Origin of the sequence: Amycolatopsis alkalitolerans (assembly GCF_006152065.1) — a bacterium.
GTDB classification, from domain to species: domain Bacteria; phylum Actinomycetota; class Actinomycetes; order Mycobacteriales; family Pseudonocardiaceae; genus Amycolatopsis_E; species Amycolatopsis_E alkalitolerans.
Genome location: NZ_VDFW01000025.1, coordinates 81,025 through 98,505 on the forward strand (window position 1 = coordinate 81,025; position 17,481 = coordinate 98,505).

Consider the following 17,481-nt stretch of genomic DNA (forward strand, 5'->3'; position numbering starts at 1 on the left):
TCGTGGATGTGCTCTTGCTTGTCGTTTACTACGTGCTCTTCGTCTTCTGGCTGCTGCTCACAGCGCGTGTCGTGGTCGAACTCGTGCGCGCGTTCGCGCGCGAGTGGCGGCCGGCCGGTGGGGTTGCGGTGACGCTCGAGACCATCTACACAGTGACCGATCCGCCGGTCCGCCTGGTCCGGCGGCTCATCCCGATGGTGCGCATTGGCGGCGTCGGACTGGACTTATCGATTATGGTGCTGCTGTTGGTTGTGTTCATACTGATGCAACTGGCGTATCCCGGGTGATCGGGGAAACCCGGGATGTCGGAGCAGGCCATGGAGTGCGTGAGGTGATCTGATGTCGTTGACCCCCGCTGACGTGCATAACGTCGCGTTCAGCAAGCCGCCCATCGGCAAGAGGGGCTACAACGAGGACGAGGTGGACGCGTTCCTCGACCTGGTGGAGACCGAGCTGGCCCGGCTGATCGAGGACAACAACGAGCTGCGGCAGCAGGTCGAGCAGCTCGACGCCGAGCTGGAGACCGCGCGCGGCGACCTGGACAGCGCCCGTGCCGGTGGCGGCCCGACGCAGGAGACGTCGCGCAGGCTCGCCCCGGTGCCGCCGCCGTCCCCGGTGGAGCAGACCCAGTCCCACGCGATGGCCGACGCGGGTGAGCCCAACGTGCAGGCCGCCAAGGTGCTCGGCCTCGCGCAGGAGATGGCCGACCGGCTCACCGCCGAGGCGAAGACCGAGTCCGACGGCATGCTCGCCGAGGCGCGGGCCAAGTCCGAGCAGCTGCTCTCGGACGCGCGCGCGAAGTCGGATTCGATGGTGAACGAGGCGCGCACCCGTGCCGAGACGATGCTCAACGACGCCAGGACGCGCGCCGAGACGCTGGAACGCCAGGCGCGCGACAAGGCGACGTCGATGGAGCGCGAGGCGCAGCGCAAGTACACCGAGACGATGAACAACATGAACGCCGAGAAGACCACGCTCGGCAAGAAGATCGAAGAGCTGCGCACGATAGAGCGCGAATACCGGACGAGGCTCCGTGGTTTTCTGGAATCGCAGCTGCGCGAGCTGGACGACCGCGGTTCGGCGGCCCCCGCGTCGGCGTCCGCCGGCTCCGGCGGTTCCGGCTCGTCCGGCGGGCAGGGCTACTCGTTCGGTCCCCGGGCCGAAGCGGGCTGATCGACTTCCTCACGCACAGGAACGGTTCCGGCACGCTCGGGTGGGTCGGAACCGTTTCTCCGCGTGATCCGTGTTGTAATTCAGCGTGCTCTCCATCGTTCTGATCCTGGTCCTTGGCGCCCTCGGGCTGCTGGTCACGGCACTGATCACGGCGAACTCGCTGTGGGCCTGGGTTTCGATCGGCCTGTCGGTGCTGGCCGGGCTGCTGCTCGTGGTGGACTACGTCCGCCGTCGTGCCGCCCGCCGCCCGGCGCGTGACGTGGACGCCGAGCCGGCTGAGGAGCCCGCGGAAGAGCCTGAGAGCACGGAGGAACCGGCGAAGGGCGACACCAAGCTGCTTCCGGAGGCCGAGGACGACAGCGGCGAGCCCGGGGTTGAAGAGACCGCGCCCGCCGACGTCGAGGTGGTCTCGAAGCTCGGCACCGAGGTCGTCGTGGTCGACGAGCACCCGCGTTATCACCTGCCCGACTGCCCGTGGATCGGTAACCGCGACACGATCCCGATCGCGGTCAACGAAGCGCGGGATCTCGGCTTCACGCCGTGCGCCCGGTGCACCCCGGACGCGAAGCTCGTCGCTACCGCGCAGTCTCGAGGCTGACGCCAAGCCGTTCACGCAACTGCTCGCGCCCGGTCGTGGTGACGCGCAGCGCCCGGTGACCCCGCACGCGAGGCACCAGCCAGCCAAGCCGTGCGAACGCGGTCGCCAGGTCCGCCCCGAGAGCGCCGGCCAGATGATGGCGTTGCTCGGACCAGTCCAGGCAGAACCTGAGCAGGGGCCGCCGTCGTTGCCGCACCGCGTCGAGATCCACGTCCAGGTCCCCGAAGACCTGCTCCGCCTTCGGGCCCAGCACGTACGGGTGCGACGCCAGCGGCGCCGACAGGCGGTCCCGTTCGCGACGGGCGGTCGTCGGCACGCCGTCGGTGGTCGCGAGCGCGCCCCGCTCCAGTAAGGCCGCGGTGACGGCGACGCCGAGCCGTCCCGCGAGATGGTCGTAGCAGGTGCGCGCGAAACGCACGGCCTCGGCGCGCGTACCGCTCTTCAACGACCTCACGGGCTGGGGCGGTGAAATCCGGGCGAGCGTCTCGAGTACCTCGCCCACGTGTGGCCCGGCGAGCCGGTAGAACCGGTGCCGGCCGGAGCTTTCGGCCGTCACCAGGCCCGCCTCGCGCAGCTTCGCCAGATGCGCGCTCGTGCCCTGCGCGGACAGCCCGGCCTCGCTCGCCAGCACCGAGGCCGCGAGCGACCGGCCGTCCGCCAGTGCCATCAGCACCCGCACGCGCGCCGGATCGGCGAACAGGGCCGCCGTGCGGGCGATATCCGCTTCGCCGTTCACGATCCCAGTGTGCAACGCGCACGGTTCCGGCGCGGTGGAAGTGTTCCGGCGCTGTGCTGGTGCCATGGTCTTACTGCTCACGATGTGCGCCGGGATGTTCCTGGTCCAGCTCGATGTCACGGTCGTCAACGTCGCCCTGCCGACGATCGGGCGCGAACTCGGCGCCGGGGTGGGGACGCTGCAAGGGATCGTGGACGGCTACGCGGTCGTGCTCGCCGCGTTGCTGCTGGCCGGGGGCGCGCTGGGCGACGTGCTGGGCCATCGCCGGATCGTCGCGACCGGGTTCGCGACGTTCGGGCTCGCTTCGGCGGCCTGCGCGCTCGCCCCCTCCGGCTTGGCTCTCGTGGCATTCCGCGCGGTGCAGGGTCTCGGTGCGGCGCTGCTGCTGCCCGGCACCTTGGCCGTCATCACGAACGCCTATCCCGGCCGGCGCGAACGGGCCCGGGCGCTGGGCGTGTGGGCCGGGGTTTCCGCGCTCGCGCTCGCCGCCGGCCCCGTCCTCGGCGGGGCACTCGTGGCCGCGGGAGGCTGGCGGATCCTCTTCTGGCTCAACGTCCCGCTCGTCGCGCTCGCGATCCTCGCGTCGCTGGCGCTCATCGAGGACGATCACCGGGCGCCGCGCCGGGTCGATTTCGCGGGTGCCGCGAGCGCGGCGGTGACGCTGGCGGCGCTGGTGTTCGCGGTGATCGAGGGGTCCGGTGTGAGTGTTGCGGCGGCCGCCGTCGCCGCGGTCGTGTTCGTCGTGGTGGAGCGCCGGGCGCCGGAGCCGATGCTGCCCGGTGCGCTGCTGCGCTCGCGCCAGTTCGCCGGGGCGAACCTGGTGGCGGGCGCGATGAACTTCGTCGGGCTCGGCATGATCCTGGTGCTCACGCTGTACCTGCAGGGCGTGCTCCGCTACGGGCCATTCGACGCGGCCGTGCGCCTGCTGCCCGGGTTCGTACCGCTGTCGTTGCTCGCCCCGGTCAGCGGGCGCCTGGTCGGCCGGTTCGGGCCGCGGCCGCTGATGATCGCCGGGCTCGCCGTGGGCGCGGTCGCGTTGCTGAACCTGCTGCGGGTCACCACCGGCACCGGCTACCTGACCGTGCTGCCGAGCTGGCTCGGTCTCGGGATCGGCATGGGTCTGCTGACCGCGGCGGTGGTGTCGGCCGCCGTTGGCGGGGTCCCGCCGGACCGCGCCGGGCTCGCGAGCGGGGTCAACAACACGGCCCGGCAGGCGTTCGGCGCGCTCGGGGTCGCGGTGTTCGGGCATTACGGCACGTTCGCCGCCGGGCTGCACACGGCCGGGATCCTGGGCGCGGCGGTGTGGGGGGCGGCCATCGGGATAACGGCGTGCACCGTGCGCTAACCTGGGACGCAGCAGGGTGTCGATCCGGCCATCACCGGGGAGCCTCCGGAAGAACGGGCCGCCGGCCTCAGTAGAACCGGACGGGTGCGGCCCGTGACAGCCGCCGAACGAGCGGCCCGCGCACGCGCGGGCAAGCGGGGTGGTACCGCGGAACGCGCACGGCGCGCGTCTCGTCCCCGTGCGGGATCGCCAGATCCCCTACGAGAGCGACGGAACCGCGAGGAGCGCACCGATGTACCCCAAGGCAGTGCTGGGAGAGCAGACCCCGGGCCAGGTCCCGGCCCAGCCGTCCTTTCCCGAGCTGGAGAAGGGCGTGCTGGCCTACTGGGAGTCCGATCGCACCTTCCGGGCGTCCATCGACGCACGCGAGCCGGGCGTCAACGGCGGCAACGAGTACGTCTTCTACGACGGCCCGCCGTTCGCCAACGGCCTGCCGCACTACGGCCACCTGCTCACCGGGTACGTCAAGGACATCGTGCCGCGCTACCAGACCATGCGCGGCCACCGTGTCGAGCGGCGTTTCGGCTGGGACACCCACGGCCTGCCCGCCGAACTGGAAGCCGAGCGGCAGCTGGGGATCACCGACAAGGCCCAGATCGACGAGATGGGCATCGCCAAGTTCAACGAGGCCTGCCGCGAGTCGGTGCTGCGCTACACGAACGAGTGGCAGGAGTACGTGACCCGCCAGGCGCGCTGGGTGGACTTCGAGCACGACTACAAGACGCTCGACCTGTCCTACATGGAGTCGGTCATCTGGGCGTTCAAGCAGCTGTGGGACAAGGGCCTGGTCTACGAGGGCTACCGCGTCCTGCCCTACTGCTGGCGCGACGAGACGCCGCTGTCCAACCATGAGCTCCGGATGGACGACGACACCTACGCCAACCGCCAGGACCCGGCGGTCACGATCGGCTACCTCGCGGCGGGCAACGACTCCGGACTCGACGGCGTCCACCTGCTGATCTGGACCACCATGCCGTGGACCGCGATCGCCAACCTCGCGGTCGCGGTGCATCCCGACATCGACTACGTGGTGGTCGAGCACGAGGGCAAGCGACTCCTGCTGGCCGAGGCCCGGGTGGCCGCCTACGCCAAGGAACTCGGCGACGAACCGCGGGTCGTCGCGCGGTACAAGGGATCGGCCCTGGTCGGCACCCGCTACCAGCCCCCGTTCCCCTACTTCTCCGACCACGAGAACTCGTTCCGCGTGATCGCTGCGGATTTCGTGACCACCGAGGACGGCACCGGGCTGGTGTCGGTGTCTCCCGCCTACGGTGAGGACGACATGGTGGTCACCACCGAGGCCGGGATCACGCCGGTGACGCCGGTGGACTCGAAGGGCCGGTTCGACGCGACCGTGCCGGACTACCAGGGCCTGCAGGTGTTCGAGGCCAACCGGCATCTGATCAGGGACCTCCGGAACGGCACCGGCCCGGCGGCCGGGCAGGGCGCCATCCTGCTGCGGCACGAGACCTACGAGCACTCGTACCCGCACTGCTGGCGCTGCCGCAACCCGCTGATCTACCGCGCGGTCTCGTCGTGGTTCGTGAAGGTCACCGAGTTCCGCGACCGGATGGTCGAGCTGAACCAGCAGATCACCTGGTACCCCGAGCACGTCAAGGACGGCCAGTTCGGCAAATGGCTCGAGGGCGCGCGCGACTGGTCGGTCTCGCGCAACCGGTACTGGGGCACGCCGATCCCGGTGTGGGTCTCGGACAACCCCGCGTTCCCGCGCACCGACGTCTACGGCTCGCTCGACGAGCTGGCGCGCGACTTCGGCGTCCGGCCCACGGACCTGCACCGGCCGTTCATCGACGAGCTGACCCGGCCGAACCCGGACGACCCGAGCGGTGCCTCCACGATGCGCCGGATCCCCGACGTGTTCGACGTGTGGTTCGACTCCGGGTCGATGCCCTACGGCCAGGTGCATTACCCGTTCGAGAACGCGGACTGGTTCGAGCACCACTACCCGAGCGACTTCATCGTCGAGTACATCGGCCAGACCCGTGGCTGGTTCTACGTGCTGCACGTGCTCGCGACCGCGCTGTTCGACCGCCCGGCGTTCCGCATGTGCGTCTCGCACGGCATCGTGCTCGGTTCCGACGGGCAGAAGATGTCGAAGTCGCTGCGGAACTACCCGGACGTCAACGAGGTGTTCGACCGCGACGGGTCCGACGCGATGCGCTGGTACCTGATGGCGAGCCCGATCCTGCGCGGCGGCAACCTGATCGTCACCGACAAGGGCATCCGCGACGCGGTCCGCCAAGCCGTGCTTCCACTGTGGAACTCGTACTATTTCCTTGCCCTGTATGCGAATGCCGAAGGCGTGGAGGGCCGCTGGCGCACGGATTCGAAACATGTGCTGGACCGCTACATCCTGGCCAAGACCAACGAACTGGTCACCGACGTCCAGTCCGGTTTGGACGTCTGCGACATCGCCGGCGCGTGCCAGCGCGCGCGCGAGTTCCTCGAGGTGCTCACGAACTGGTACGTGCGCCGCTCGCGGGACCGGTTCTGGGCCGGGGAGCAGGACGCGATCGACACGCTGCACACGGTGCTGGAGGTGACCAGCCGGACGCTGGCGCCGCTGCTGCCCTACACGACGGAGGTGGTGTGGCGCGGGCTGACCGGGGAGCGCTCGGTGCACCTGACCGACTGGCCGCTGGTGGACGAGCTGCCCGCGGACCCGTCGCTCGTGCGCGCGATGGACCGGGTGCGCCAGGTGTGCTCGTCCGCGCTTTCCTTGCGCAAGGCGAACAAGCTGCGCGTGCGGCTGCCGCTCGCGAAGCTGCTGGTCGCCGCCGATGACGCGGAGTCGCTGGCGGGATTCACCGAGCTGATCGCCGACGAGGTCAACGTGAAGGCCGTCGAGCTGAGCACGGATGTCGCCGCGCACGGCGGGTTTGAGGTCGCGGTCAACGCGCGCGCGGCCGGGCCGCGGCTCGGCAAGGACGTGCAGAAGGTGATCAAGGCCGTCAAGGCGGGGGAGTGGACCACCTCGCCCGAGGGCGCGCTGGTCGCCGCCGGGATCGAACTGCTGGACCACGAGTACGAGCGGCGCCTGGTCGCGAAGGATCCCGGCGCGGCGGCCGAGTTGCCCGAGGGTTCTGGCCTGGTGCTGCTGGACACCGCGGTGACGCCGGGGCTCGCGGCCGAGGGGGTGGCACGGGACTTGATCCGCGTCGTGCAGCAGGCCCGCCGTGACGCCGGGCTCGACGTCGCGGACCGCATCGAACTGACCGTTGACGCGCCCGAGGACGTTGTCGCGGCGGCGAAGGCGCACGAGGAGTTCGTCGCGAGCGAGACGCTGGCGGTGAAGGTGTTCTACGGCCCGGTCGAAGGTGGTTTCGAGGGCACCGTCGGCGAGGGCGTCAAGGTGCGCGTGGGCGTAACGAAGTCCGGTTCGTGATCGATTGACCGGTGAGCGAGACCGGGGGGAAACGTTGTCGCGAACCGCGAAAAGATGGGTGCTGGCCGGCGCCGCCGTGGTGGTGGTCGCGATCGTCGTCGCGGCGGTCGTGGTGCTGCGCGGCGGCGGTTCCGGCGAGGCGCCCGCGGCCTCGGCCACGTCCGCCGGGGACGCCGGGGACGCGGTCACGCGGTATCTGCGGGCGTGGTCGGCGGGCGACGACGCCGCGGCGGCAGCACTGACCGATGACCAGGCGGGCGCGTCGGCCGCGCTCAAAGCCGCCCGCACGAGCCTCGGGGCGAAGGCACTGACCGCCACCCTGACGCAGGTCAAGGGCGAGATGGCGGCGATCCACGCGAAGTGGACCCTCGGCGCGGGCCGGGTGTGGAACTACGACAACGAACTGAGGCTGGTGCACGGCGACGCCGGCTGGAAGGTGCACTTCGCCCCGTCGGCGATCCATCCCGAGTTCGGCCCCGGCGACCGCTTCGCCATCCGGGGTGCCTCCGCGGGTCCCGCGGTGACCGATCGCGACGGCAAGACGCTGATGACCTGGGAGGCCGACGGGCCGAGGGCGGTGGATCCGGCGTTCGCGCCCCTCGTGCTGCCCGGGATCGGCCGGCTCGCGGCCGGCAGCGGCGAATCGTGGTCGGTGGTGCTGGTCGACGCCGCCAACAAGGTCACCACGCTCTACCGCGAGGGCAAGGGGCAGCCGAAGGCGCTCGGCACGTCCTTGAGCAGCACGGCTCAGGCGGCCGCGCAGGCGGCGGTCGACACCGCCGGAGCCCCGGCGATGCTGGTCGCGATCCAGCCGTCCACCGGCGACATCCTGGCCGTCGCGCAGAGCGCGGACGTGACCTCGGGCAACGCGCTGACCGGGCTCTACGCGCCCGGTTCGACGTTCAAGATCGCGACCGCGGCGGCGGTGCTGGAGGCGGGGGCGGCGAACGCCGGTACGGTGCTGCCCTGCCCGGGTACCGTGCGGATCGGCCAGCGCACGATCCCGAACGACGACGAGTTCTCACTCCCGTCGCTGCCGCTGCACTCCGCGTTCGCGCATTCGTGCAACACCACGTTCGCGCAGCTGGCCTCCGGGCTGCCGCCGGACGCGCTGGCGAAGGCGGCGAGCCAGTTCGGCCTCAACGCGGACTTCGAGATCCCCGGGATCACCACGGAAGCCGGCAAGGTCGTGCCGTCGGCGAACGCGGCCGAGCAGGTCGAGTCCGCGATCGGCCAGGGCAGGGTGCAGGCGAGCCCGTTCGGCCTCGCGCTGATGGCCGCGACCGTCGCCGCCGGGAAGCCCGTCACGCCGGAGTTGGTGCGCGACCGCGGCACTTCGGTGAGCACCGGCTACGACGCCCCGCCGGCCGCGGTGCTGAGCGCGCTGCGCTCGATGATGCGCGAGGTCGTCACCGGCGGTACCGCGACCGGGCTGGCCGGCAGCGGCACGGTGTCCGGCAAGACCGGTACCGCACAGTTCGGGGACGGCAGCCAGGCCAACGGCTGGTTCGCCGGTTACCGCGGCGACCTCGCGTTCTCGGTGCTGCTGATCGGCGCCAACTCCTCCAAACCCGCGGTATCGGCGTCGGGGGCGTTCCTGCGGAGGCTGTGAACGCCGAACCACGCCACGAGGGCGCCCGCCAGCTCGACGGCCGCTCCGGTCGCGAGGGCGGCGGGCAGCCCGGCCGAGGCGAACACCACGCCGAGCACGGCGACGCCCAGGGCCGCGCCGAACATGCGGGCGAGGTTCGCCACGCCACCGGCGAGCCCGGCGCGATCCGGTGACACGGCGCTGACGGCGACGTTCACGACGGGACCGGTGTTGAGCGCGAGCCCGGCGCCGAGCACCGCGAACACCACCTCCAGCCACGGCACCGGAATGCCGGGCCCCGCGAGCGCGAAGGCCGCCAGGCCGCCGCCCATCAGGCTCATCCCGGCGACCATCACGGGCCGGGGTCCGAACCGGTGCGCGAGCCGCCCGGTGATCGGGGAGCCGAGCACCACCACGGCCGGGAGGGGGAGCAGCAGCAGGCCCGCCTCCAGCGCGTCGCGGTGCTGCTGCAGGTACAGGCTCGCCAGCATGAGCAAGCCGTACATGCCGAAGGTCATGCACAGCGCCACCACCGCGGCGACCCGTAGCTGCCCGCGGCGCAGCAGACCCAGCGGCAGCATCGCCTTCTCGCGGCGTTCGGCCAGCAGGAAGGCGGCACCCGCGACGGCGGCGACGGCACCGGGCAGGATCCGGGTCTGCACCACGGCGTAGGTCAGCGCGCCCAGGAACACCACCGCCAGCAGCTGCCCCGGCAGGTCGACGCCGCGCGGATGGCGGTCGGCAGACTCCGGCACCGCGAAGCTCAAGGCGAGCGTGGCGAGGCCGATCGGCACGTTGAGCCAGAAGATCGCCACCCAGCCCGCCTGCTCGACGAGGAACCCGCCGAGCAGCGGGCCGCTCGCGAGCGCGACCCCGGTGACCGTCGACCAGGCGGCCATCGCGCGGTGACGTTCGCGGCGGCCGGGGAACACCACGGCGAGCAGCGCGAGACTCTGCGGGATCGCGAGCGCGCCGCCGGCGCCCTGCACGGCGCGCGCGGCGATCAGGACCGGCGCGGTGGGGGCGAGCGCGCACACGATGGACCCGGCCACGAACACGGCGATCCCGCACCGGAACACCCGCCGCCGCCCGAACCGGTCGCCGAGCGTGCCGCCGGTCAGCAGGAGGGCCGCGAACGCCACGTTGTAGGCGTCGATCACCCACTGCAGGTCCGCCAGCGAGCCGTGCAGCCCGCGGCCGATCGCGGGCAGCGCGAGGTTGACGGCGGTCGTGTCGGTCTGGGCGAGGAACAGGCCAAGGCACAGGGACAGGAGTGTCAGTTGCTTCCGCACGCGGTCGACGCTAGGAACGGAACCTGTCGGCGGCGGCCGAACCGTCGGCTGGCTACGGTGGGGGCATGGAAACCGTGGAGCTGGCCGAGGTGGCGGCGGTGCTCGCCGAGCCGAGCCGCGCCGCGATGTGCCTCGCGTTGCTCGACGGGCGCGCCTGGACGGTCGGTGAGCTGGCGAAGGCGGCCGGGGTCGGCCCGTCCACGGCGAGCGAGCATGTGACGAGGCTGCGCGAGGCCGGGTTCGTCGCCGGGGCCAAACAGGGGCGGCACAGCTACGTCCGCATCGCCGACCCGCGGGTGGCCGAGCTCATCGAGCATCTCGCGCAGCACGCCGGGCACCGGCCCGCGCGCGGCCTGAAGGCCTCCTTGCGTGCCCGGCGGCTGGCGTTCGCGCGCACGTGTTACGACCATCTGGCCGGCACGCTCGGCGTCGCGATCCGCGACGGCATGGTGCGCACCGGGCTGGTCAGCCTCGACGACGGGCTCACCCTGACCGCGCGCGGCCGTGCCGTGCTGGCCGAGCTGAGCGTGCCGGTACCCGAGGGCGGCCGCCGCCCGCTGCTGCGTGACTGTCTGGATTGGACGGAACGGCGGGAGCACTTCGGCGGCGCCCTGCCCGCCGCGCTCCTCGGGCACGCCGTGGCGGCCGGCTGGCTGCGGCGCGAGCCGCACCGTGCGATCCGGCTGCTCACCCCGGAGCCGTTCGCCCGCCTCGGCGCCGACCTCGCCAGGGCGGAGGTCGCCTGATGCGGTTCGCGGTCCGCGTCAAACCGGGCGCGAAACGGGACTTCGTCGGCGGTGAGCACGCGGGCGCGCTGATCGTTTCGGTCAAGGCGCCCGCGGTGGAGGGCAAGGCCAACGAGGCCGTGCGCAAGGTCCTCGCGAAGGCGCTCGGGGTGCGCAGCCGCGATGTCGTTGTGGTGCAAGGAGAACGCGGGCGAGACAAGGTCATCGAGCTCGACGGCGCCCCGGCCGGCCTTGAGACCGTCCTTTCGGCGCTGCGGCGGCGGTGAGCCGGCGCGGCCATTCGAACCGCAGCCCGGTGCCCCGCGGCAGGTGCGCGAAGGCGTCGGCAAGCCTGGTCAGCGTGCTGGTCGCGCGCTGGATGTCCATTTCGGTGTAGGGAAACGGATCCTCCCGTACCGACTCCCATCCCGCTCGCGCGGCGGAGAAGGCGCCGGCGCGGCCTTGTTCGACCGCGCCGTGCACGGCGCCGGAGAGCATCTCGGCGATCGCGATCTCCCGTTCGTGGCAGGCGATCACACGGCGGCCGTGCTCCGCGGCGTCGTAGCGGGCCCGCCCGTCGATCACCCGTACGGACGCGAACAGCGCGCCCCCGGCGATACAGCCGAACACGCCCCCGCTCAGGCCCAGTTCGCGTTCGGCCACCGCGTGCGCCAGATCATGCGGCACGCGCCACTTCCGGTCGTAGGAGTGCATTTCGAGCGTGACGCCGTCATCGCGGTGCAGTACCGCGCGGGTGCCGCCGCCCGGGCGTGGGTGGAAGAACACGAGCATGCGCCCAGCATCCGGCGCCGGACCCGTGCCGGTCCACGGATTTTCCGGCCGGTTCTTTACGATGTGTCCGAACGCGGGAGGTGAGGGGTGGCGCAACTGCCGGTCGTGCTGGGGGTGGGCGCGGCCGTCCTGCTGGCGGCGGTCCTCGCCGTCCGCCTGTCCACGCGTGCCGGGCTGCCGTCGCTGCTGATCTACCTCGGGCTCGGCGTGCTGCTCGGCGAGGCGGGGTTCGGCATCCAGTTCTCCGACGCCTCGCTCACCCAGTCGCTCGGGCTCGCCGCGCTCGTGCTGATCCTCGCCGAAGGCGGTCTCACCACCCGCTGGTCCGCGGTGAAACCGGCGCTGTGGCAGGGCATAGCACTATCCACAGTGGCCGTCGGGTTCAGCGTCGCGATCACCGGTGCGGCACTGCACTGGCTGCTGGGGCTCGACTGGCGGATGGCGCTGCTGTGGGGCGCGGTGCTCGGCTCGACCGACTCGGCCGCGGTGTTCTCGGTCCTGCGCACGGTCGGCATCCGCAAACGGCTCGTCGGCGCGCTCGAACTCGAGTCCGGGATCAACGACGCGCCGGCGTACATCCTCGTCGTCGTGCTGGCCGAGGGCACGCGGGCCGACTGGACGCTTCCACTGCTGGTGCTCTACGAACTGCTGGCCGGTCTCGCGATCGGTGCCGCGCTGGGCTGGGCCGGGGGATGGGCGCTGCGCCGGGCCGCGCTGCCGGCCACCGGGCTGTACCCGCTCGCGACGGTCGCCATGTGCGTCGTCGCGTACGCGTCGGGTCAGTTCGCGCACGCTTCGGGGCTCCTGGCGACTTACGTGGCGGCGCTGGTGCTGGGGAACTCACGGCTGCCACACCGGTCGGACACGCAGTCGTTCGCCGAGGGCATGGGATGGCTCGCGCAGATCGGGCTGTTCGTGCTGCTCGGCCTGTTCGCCTCCCCGCAGCGGCTGCTCGACGCGGTCGTCCCGGGCCTGGTGGCCGGGGCGGTCGTGCTGCTGGTGGCGCGGCCGCTTTCGGTGCTGGCCTCGCAGCTGCCGTTCCGGGTGCCCTGGCGCGAGCAGGCGTTCCTGTCCTGGGCCGGCCTGCGCGGCGCGGTGCCGATCGTGCTCGCGATGATCCCGCTCGCCACCGGCGTGCCCGATGCCGAACGGCTCGTCGACGCCGTGTTCGTGCTGGTGATCGTGCTGACCCTGGTGCAGGGCACGACGCTGGCCCCGGTCGCGAAACGGCTCGGCCTGACCAAGGAGACCGAACCGCAGGAGATCGAGGTCGACGCCGCCGCGCTCGACGAACTGGACGCGGCGCTGCTGCAGGTCCGGATCCAGGCCGGGTCACGGCTGCACGGGGTGTACCTGCGCGAGCTGCGGCTGCCCCGGGGCGCGTCGCTCAGCCTGATCGTGCGTGACGGGTCGAGCTTCACCCCGCAGCCGACGAGCCGGCTGCAGGACGGTGACCAGCTGCTGGTGGTCGCCACCGAGGCGGCCCTGGAAGCCACGGAACGGCGGCTGCGTGCGGTCGACCGGGCCGGCCCGCTGGCCCGCTGGCGCGGCGAGACCGGTCGCTGATAGGGTGCGCTGCGAAGGTCACGAGTGCCAGCGTCAAGCCCCGGCTTGCTGGCCGGCAACCCTCCAACCGCGGTGGGGTGCCCCGGGTGAGGACCTGGCCGGCCGCGAGCTGCGGCGGGCAAGCGCGGGCCCCCTCACGGGTCCCAGGACCGCCGAGGAGGCGCCATGACTCTCGCACTCGACCCCGTTGTTTCCGTCCCCGCGACGCTGAACGCCGAGGTTCCCCTCGTGACCGGCGAGACCGTCGAGTACGCGAACCTCGACCACGCGGCGAGCGCTCCGTGCCTCGGCGCCGCGCGGCAGGCGGTGGACGAGTTCCTGCCGTGGTACGCGAGTGTCCACCGCGGCGCGGGTTTCGCCTCGCAAGTGTCCACAAAGGTCTACGAGCGCACCCGGGATGTCCTGCGCCGCTTCGTCGACGCCCGTCGCGGCGACAGCGTGGTCTTCACCCGCAACACGACCGACGCGCTGAACCTGCTCGCTCGCGGCGTCCCGCGGCACACGTCGGTCGTGCTGTTCGACACCGAGCACCACGCCGCGCTGCTGCCATGGCGCGGGCCGGACGTACGGCGCATCCCCACGCCCCGCACGAGGTTCGCGGCGGTGTCCGCGGTGGAGGAGGCGCTCGCCGGATGCCCAGAAGGGCCGCGCCTGGTCGTGCTGACCGGAGCGTCCAATGTGACCGGTGAACTGCTTCCGGTCGCCGAGATCGCCGCGGTCGCCCGGCGGCACGGCGCGCGCGTCGCGCTCGACGCCGCCCAGCTCGCCCCGCACCGCGCGATCTCCTTGCGGGAGCTGGATGTCGACTACGTGGCGTTGTCGGGGCACAAGCTGTACGCCCCGTTCGGCGCGGGCGCGCTGATCGGGCGGTCGGACTGGCTGCGGGCCGCGCCGCCGTACCTCGCGGGCGGCGGGGCGACGAAGCTGGTCACCTCGCGCGAGGTCGTGTGGAACACCGGCCCCGAGCGGCATGAGGCCGGCTCGCCCAACACCGTCGGCGTGCACGCGCTGGGCGTCGCGTGCGAGCAGCTCGCGGCGAACTGGGGCCCGGTCGTGGCGCACGAGGAGGACCTGCTGGCGCGCCTGCGCCGCGGGCTGGCGGCCGTGCCGGGCCTGTCCGAACTGAGGCTGTTCGACGACGAGGGTGACCGAGTCGGCACGATCGGGTTCACGATCGACGGGTACGAGGCGGGCTGGCTCGCCGCCGTGCTGTCGGCCGAGTACGGCATCGGCGTGCGCGACGGCGCGTTCTGCGCGCACATCGCGACGCGGCGGCTCGCGCACGGGCAGCAGGCGCTGCGCGCGAGCCTCGGGCTCGGCACGACGGTGGCGCACGTGGACCGGCTGGTGCTGGCGCTGCGGCAGGTCCTCGCCCGCGGCGCGCGCTGGACGTACGGCAAACCGGACGGCCGCTGGGCCCCGGTGCCGGATCCGCGCCCGCTGCCGGGTTTCCTGGCCTGACTGCGCCCCGCGCGGTGACCGGGGAACGTCAGTCCGCCCCGGCGTGGCGGTCGCGGTGCTCGTCGTGGCCGCGAGGGCGTCCGGCACAATGGCCGGGTGAGCACCGAACAGGGATCGCAGCCGGAGACCGAGACCGGGCAGGCCACGCCACCCCGACGCCGGGTCCTGCTGCTGGCCTGCGTCGCGGTGGTGGCACTGGCGCTCGACATCGTCAGCAAGCTCATCGTCGTGTCCACGTTGACCGACCACGCGCCGGTGCGGATCCTGGGCGGGGCCGTCTACCTGCAGCTCGTCCGCAACGCGGGCGCGGCCTTCTCCATGGCGACCGGGCTGACCTGGGTGTTCGCCCTGGTCGCGATCGCGGTGGCGGGCGCGGTGATCTGGTTCGCCGGGCGGCTGCGGTCGATCGGCTGGGCCATCGGGCTCGGGCTGGTGCTGGCCGGGGCGCTGGGCAACCTCGTCGACCGGCTCTTCCGGGCGCCCGGCCCGCTGCGGGGGCACGTGATCGACTTCATCTCGGTGTTCGGGCCCAACGCGCAGTACTTCCCGGTGTTCAACCTCGCGGACTCGTGCATCACCGTCGGCGGGGCGCTGATCGTGCTGCTGTCGCTGCTGGGGATCGAGTACGACGGGACCAGGCGGGGCCGCAAGTGAGCGCGCGGATGCTGCCTGTCCCGGACGGCCTCGACGGGATGCGCGTGGACGCCGGGCTCGCGAAACTGCTCGGGCTGTCGCGCACGGTGGTCGCCGAACTCGCCGAAACGGGTGAGGTGCTGCTGAACGGCAAGGCCGTCGGCAAGTCGGAACGGCTCGCTGCGGGCGGGCTGCTCGAGGTGACCTTGCCCGATCCGGGCCGGCCGGTCGAGATCGTCGCGGAACCGGTGCCGGGCCTGCGCGTGCTCCACGACGACGACGACATCGTGGTGGTGTCCAAACCGGTCGGGGTCGCGGTACACCCGAGCCCGGGCTGGACCGGGCCGACGGTCGTCGGTGGCCTCGCCGCGGCGGGGCTGCGGATCTCGACCTCCGGCGCGGCCGAGCGCCAGGGAGTCGTGCACCGGCTCGACGCGGGCACCACGGGCGTGATGGTCGTGGCGAAGAGCGAGCACGCGTACACGGTGCTGAAGCGGGCGTTCAAGGAGAGAACGGTCGAGAAGGGCTATCACGCGGTGGTGCAGGGCCACCCGGACCCGACGCGCGGCACGATCGACGCGCCCATCGACCGGCATCCGCGGCACGACTACAAGTTCGCCGTCGTCGCCGGCGGGCGGCCGAGTATCACGCACTACGAGGTGATCGAGGCGTTCCGCGCGGCGTCGCTGGTCGACGTCAAGCTGGAAACCGGGCGGACGCACCAGATCCGCGTGCACTTCTCGGCGCTGCGGCACCCGTGTGTCGGGGACCTGACCTACGGCGCGGACCCGGTGCTGGCGCGCAAGCTCGGCTTGACCCGGCAGTGGCTGCACGCGCGCACGCTGGGCTTCGCGCATCCCGCCGACGGCCGGTGGGTCCAGTTCGAGTCGGAGTACCCCGAAGACCTGGCCCACGCCCTCGACGTCCTCCGCACCCAAACCTGACCCACGCCGGCTCCGCCCCTCCCCTTCCCGCCCCGCGCGAGTCCGGCTCCCACCGCCCGCGTGTCTGGCTTTCGCTGCCCGCGAGTTCGGCCTTCGCTGCGGGTGAGTCCGGCTCTCGCTTCGCGCGTGTTCGGCTTTCGCTGCCCGCGAGTTCGGCTTTGAGGCGCCGATTTCCACGCTCGCGCGCGGCCGAACCAAGCCGGACCGACTGCCCCAGCCGCATTCGAGCCATCTTCCGCCCGGCTCCCACCGCCCGTATGTAGATTTCGGCGTCTTGAAGGTAGATCTCGGGGGTCAGTCCAGGGTCCAGGTGAGGGTGCGTTCGTCGGGCTCGGGGCGGGGGCTCCAGCGCACCGACACGATGCGCGTCGCCTCGCCGAGCACATAGACCGTGTGACCGCCGGCCGTTTCACCCGGTTGCACGCCGATCTTGTACGGAGGCCGCGAGGTCAGCGACACCGGCGCCTTCGTGACCGCCTTGCCCTCGGCCGTGACCAGTTCCAGGTAGTTGTCCGGTAGCGAGACGAACGGCACGCTCCCGCGGTTGATGACCTCCGTGTGCACGATGACCGCGCGCTCACCCGCCTCCAGGCGGTAGCCCGCCGCGCCGAACAGGAAGTCCGCCGGGTCCTGCACCTCCAGCAGGTGCACGCTCAACTGCTCCCCGTCGAGCCCCCGCGCGGGCAGCGCCTCCCCGATCCGGCCCGCGCGCTGCGGCGGCTGTTTCTGGTCGCCGCGTGCCCAGGAGGCCGTCTGCGGCGGACCCCACGTGCTCATCACCGGGTCGGGCCGCGGCGCTGGCGGCGGAGCGGGCCGCGGCGCCGGGCGGACGGCCGGCGGGGGCACCGGGCGTGACCACGCACCGGCGAGCGCGGCGCGCAGGCCGTTCGGGTCACTCTCCACGCCGACGAGCAAGGGCAGCCCGCTGCCGGACAGCGCGACCAGCCGGTACGCGACCTCACGCGGGTCCATGCCGACCTTCGCGGCGAGTTCGTGTACCGCGACCTTGCCCACCTCGGCCAGCGCGGCGAGCAGGCGGGCATCGACGGGATCGGTCACGGCCACGGGCTGAAACGCTACCGGTTCGCCCGGACCGGGCGCCTGTTCACCCCGCCTGTCGTACCCACGTTCTACTGTGGGTCGCATGACACCCCCTGTGTCAACCTCAAGGTCGAAATCATGCTGCGGTGGGCGTGGTGTGGCGTTGGAGCGCGCCGTG

General features: G+C 72.2%; 16 protein-coding genes and 1 riboswitch. Of the genes, 12 read left to right on the plus strand and 4 right to left on the minus strand.

All coding sequences use genetic code 11. The features are described 5' to 3' along the window. The first annotated feature begins 2 nt into the window (after nucleotides 1-2). From FG385_RS24740 to FG385_RS24750, 3 genes are all read left to right on the plus strand, one after another. Complete coding sequence (locus FG385_RS24740; RefSeq protein ID WP_139099170.1) at nucleotides 3-287, plus strand: YggT family protein; 285 nt, start codon at nucleotides 3-5, stop codon at nucleotides 285-287. A gap of 52 nt (nucleotides 288-339) precedes the next feature. Then, nucleotides 340-1,173, plus strand: a complete 834-nt coding sequence (gene wag31 / locus FG385_RS24745) for a DivIVA-like cell division protein Wag31 (protein ID WP_139099171.1) — start codon at nucleotides 340-342, stop codon at nucleotides 1,171-1,173. Between the two features lie 85 nt (nucleotides 1,174-1,258). After that, nucleotides 1,259-1,771: a hypothetical protein gene (locus FG385_RS24750; RefSeq protein WP_139099172.1), complete on the plus strand. Its 513-nt coding sequence runs from the start codon at nucleotides 1,259-1,261 to the stop codon at nucleotides 1,769-1,771. On the opposite strand, the gene FG385_RS24755 is transcribed toward FG385_RS24750, so the two are convergent. Beyond that, nucleotides 1,749-2,507 carry an ArsR/SmtB family transcription factor gene (locus FG385_RS24755; protein ID WP_139099173.1) on the minus strand — a complete coding sequence of 253 codons (759 nt, stop codon included), beginning with the start codon at nucleotides 2,505-2,507 and terminating at the stop codon, nucleotides 1,749-1,751. The genes FG385_RS24750 and FG385_RS24755 overlap by 23 nt on opposite strands. A 64-nt stretch (nucleotides 2,508-2,571) precedes the next feature. Between FG385_RS24755 and FG385_RS24760 the strand changes: the two genes are divergently transcribed. The 3 genes from FG385_RS24760 to FG385_RS24770 all read left to right on the plus strand — a co-directional run bounded on the left by FG385_RS24760 (nucleotide 2,572) and on the right by FG385_RS24770 (nucleotide 8,870). Next, a complete protein-coding gene (locus tag FG385_RS24760; RefSeq protein ID WP_200834637.1) occupies nucleotides 2,572-3,852 on the plus strand; it encodes an MFS transporter in 1,281 nt (426 codons plus the stop codon). 232 nt (nucleotides 3,853-4,084) lie between these two features. Further along, the gene (ileS, locus tag FG385_RS24765) at nucleotides 4,085-7,258 is read left to right on the plus strand and encodes an isoleucine--tRNA ligase (protein ID WP_139099174.1); all 3,174 of its coding nucleotides are present in this window, start codon (nucleotides 4,085-4,087) and stop codon (nucleotides 7,256-7,258) included. Nucleotides 7,259-7,292: 34 nt separating this feature from the next. Next, nucleotides 7,293-8,870 carry a penicillin-binding transpeptidase domain-containing protein gene (locus FG385_RS24770; RefSeq protein ID WP_235022773.1) on the plus strand — a complete coding sequence of 526 codons (1,578 nt, stop codon included), beginning with the start codon at nucleotides 7,293-7,295 and terminating at the stop codon, nucleotides 8,868-8,870. Here the strand turns inward: FG385_RS24770 and FG385_RS24775 are convergent. Next, a complete protein-coding gene (locus FG385_RS24775) occupies nucleotides 8,774-10,141 on the minus strand; it encodes an MFS transporter (RefSeq protein WP_139099175.1) in 1,368 nt (455 codons plus the stop codon). The genes FG385_RS24770 and FG385_RS24775 overlap by 97 nt on opposite strands. Nucleotides 10,142-10,206: 65 nt before the next feature. Here FG385_RS24775 and FG385_RS24780 point away from each other — a divergent pair, with 65 nt between their 5' ends. Together FG385_RS24780 and FG385_RS24785 are read left to right on the plus strand one after the other, a co-directional pair. Next, nucleotides 10,207-10,887 carry an ArsR/SmtB family transcription factor gene (locus FG385_RS24780; RefSeq protein WP_139099176.1) on the plus strand — a complete coding sequence of 227 codons (681 nt, stop codon included), beginning with the start codon at nucleotides 10,207-10,209 and terminating at the stop codon, nucleotides 10,885-10,887. Beyond that, nucleotides 10,887-11,153 (plus strand): DUF167 domain-containing protein, encoded by a 267-nt coding sequence (locus tag FG385_RS24785; RefSeq protein WP_139099177.1) that lies wholly within the window; start codon nucleotides 10,887-10,889, stop codon nucleotides 11,151-11,153. The genes FG385_RS24780 and FG385_RS24785 overlap by 1 nt, the downstream gene beginning before the upstream one ends. Here FG385_RS24785 and FG385_RS24790 read toward each other — a convergent pair. Then, complete coding sequence (locus FG385_RS24790; protein ID WP_139099178.1) at nucleotides 11,089-11,658, minus strand: hypothetical protein; 570 nt, start codon at nucleotides 11,656-11,658, stop codon at nucleotides 11,089-11,091. The two genes, FG385_RS24785 and FG385_RS24790, sit on opposite strands and share 65 nt — an antisense overlap. Before the next feature lie 87 nt (nucleotides 11,659-11,745). Between FG385_RS24790 and FG385_RS24795 the strand changes: the two genes are divergently transcribed. The 4 genes from FG385_RS24795 (at nucleotide 11,746) to FG385_RS24810 (ending at nucleotide 16,262) form a co-directional block, all read left to right on the plus strand. Then, nucleotides 11,746-13,224, plus strand: coding sequence for a potassium/proton antiporter (locus tag FG385_RS24795; RefSeq protein ID WP_139099179.1), 1,479 nt, complete (start codon nucleotides 11,746-11,748; stop codon nucleotides 13,222-13,224). 16 nt (nucleotides 13,225-13,240) lie between these two features. Further along, a riboswitch (SAM riboswitch) is annotated at nucleotides 13,241-13,355 on the plus strand. 34 nt (nucleotides 13,356-13,389) lie between these two features. Beyond that, nucleotides 13,390-14,685 carry an aminotransferase class V-fold PLP-dependent enzyme gene (locus FG385_RS24800; RefSeq protein ID WP_139099180.1) on the plus strand — a complete coding sequence of 432 codons (1,296 nt, stop codon included), beginning with the start codon at nucleotides 13,390-13,392 and terminating at the stop codon, nucleotides 14,683-14,685. A 96-nt stretch (nucleotides 14,686-14,781) separates the two neighbouring features. Further along, nucleotides 14,782-15,339, plus strand: a complete 558-nt coding sequence (gene lspA, locus FG385_RS24805; protein ID WP_139099181.1) for a signal peptidase II — start codon at nucleotides 14,782-14,784, stop codon at nucleotides 15,337-15,339. A gap of 8 nt (nucleotides 15,340-15,347) precedes the next feature. Next, nucleotides 15,348-16,262: an RluA family pseudouridine synthase gene (locus FG385_RS24810; RefSeq protein WP_235022774.1), complete on the plus strand. Its 915-nt coding sequence runs from the start codon at nucleotides 15,348-15,350 to the stop codon at nucleotides 16,260-16,262. Nucleotides 16,263-16,556: 294 nt separating this feature from the next. Here FG385_RS24810 and FG385_RS24815 read toward each other — a convergent pair whose 3' ends face one another. Continuing rightward, the gene (locus FG385_RS24815) at nucleotides 16,557-17,327 is read right to left on the minus strand and encodes an AsnC family protein (RefSeq protein WP_139099183.1); all 771 of its coding nucleotides are present in this window, start codon (nucleotides 17,325-17,327) and stop codon (nucleotides 16,557-16,559) included. Nucleotides 17,328-17,481: the final 154 nt, after the last annotated feature.